Source organism: Arcicella sp. BE140, assembly GCF_031456255.1.
GTDB classification, from domain to species: Bacteria; Bacteroidota; Bacteroidia; order Cytophagales; family Spirosomataceae; genus Arcicella; species Arcicella aquatica.
Map to the genome: position 1 here is coordinate 1 of NZ_JAVDUE010000035.1, position 1,682 is coordinate 1,682.

Annotated in this window: 1 protein-coding gene; it reads right to left on the bottom strand. The window is 34.1% G+C overall.

Annotation, left to right across the window (positions count from 1 at the left end; genetic code table 11):
• Positions 1 to 209: 209 nt before the first annotated feature.
• On the bottom strand, positions 210 to 1,553 hold the full coding sequence (locus tag J2Y60_RS24730) for a transposase (protein ID WP_309924735.1): 1,344 nt from the start codon (positions 1,551 to 1,553) through the stop codon (positions 210 to 212).
• Positions 1,554 to 1,682: the final 129 nt, after the last annotated feature.

Consider the following 1,682-nt stretch of genomic DNA (forward strand, 5'->3'; position numbering starts at 1 on the left):
GGCTTTCCTTGAAAATTATTTTTAGATATTGATTTAGAATAAAATCCACTCATATTCTGGGTGGATTTTTCATTTCACCTAAGGTGATTTATTTAAAAAATACAATTTTATTTGACTTGTATCTTTGTAGATTTATTTTCGTAAAAACTGGTCAACTTTTTTTCAGACCAGCTCGTTGAGTGGTTATTTACTGTCCTTTCGGATTTATGTTAGGCTGCTAGTTTCTGAGCTTGCTGACTGTGTTCTTGCCTTCGATTGGTAATCCTGACAGCATTGGCTGTATATACGCCGAAGAATAACCAGACGAGTTCCGTCTTTTGATTTCTTGCCTTTATCTTACGAAGCAAATAGTGTTCCTTTTCCGTACCAAAACTGCCCTCTAGACGTGTACTCCTCTCTTTGTTGAGGATACCTTTCATTTGTTTAGTTGCTTTATCATCTTTGCCTCTACCTTTTCTACAAAAGTTATGTTGTATCCTTTGTTCTCTTAAAAATGTACGATTCTCATTGGTGGGATAAATGCCATCTGCGGCTACATGTGTGCATTCTCCAATCATTGTTTCATGTCTTATTACACTCTCTTTCAATCTCTTGCACTCATTGAAAGCATTGTAACTTGCATGCTCAATGATGTTAATTCCTCCTACTTGGTTGATGTGAACCTTGATACCATACTCTACGGGTTTATTCTCCTTTCCTCTGACAATAGGTCTAATATAGGGTTTGAAGATGCTTACTATGCGGTCATTAATCTTTGCTCCAGGTACTTCAAAAAGATGTTTCTGTTGCTCATAAACCACTTTAATAGTTTGAAATACTTTTGCATCTTTTTCCGAAAATCCCTTAGATTTAACTTTTTCTAAGAGTTCATTGAGTGTTAAAATACCTTTACTCAGTAGCTTTAAAAGTGAACGTTTTCTGGAGTATGTCTTTCGATAAATCTTCTTTCTAAGTTTGCTATAAGTCAACTGTTTTATCTTTTGATCTTTGAATTTAGACCTCGGTAATTTGATTTTATTGCTGGTGCATAATGCTGGAATTTGTTTTTCCCAGAGCCAAGTACAAGATTCCCAAAGTAACTTCACGTCGGTAGGAATTCGAAGATAAACTTCATAACACGTAGCATCCATTAATAACACATTTTTATCAGGAATTTCTGCTTTCCAATAATTAATCATCACACTTTGAAATAGATTCAAATCTAAATGCTCTCCCAAATAAGACCTTACTCTTGAAACAAAAGAGTTATCTTTAATCCTTTCATTATCAGCAAGTAAAACCCCACAGAACATCTGCATTGCCCAATTAGTGTGAAAACTCTCAAGTAGTTTCTCATCACTTAAACCAGTATAATGTTTTAAAAACATCAGAGCAAAAAAACCTCTACTGGGCAACCATGAAGGTGCTCCAACGATGGAAGTTTTCTTTGGAAAAATATTTTCAAGAGAATCCCAATCAATAGTTTGGTGTATTTTCCCCAGGACAGTTGTATTCTTGAATAAATACCATTTATGAAAACTTGGAGAATCTAAGTCAAACAGTGTATATTGCATCCGTATTTATATTTTTTAGCAGAAACAAAATACAGAAAAACCCCGAAAATTGCCAGTATTGACACTTTTTCGGGGTTGTTTTTTTGTAATATATTGATAATTAAATATTTACAACATTAAAGGAAAGCC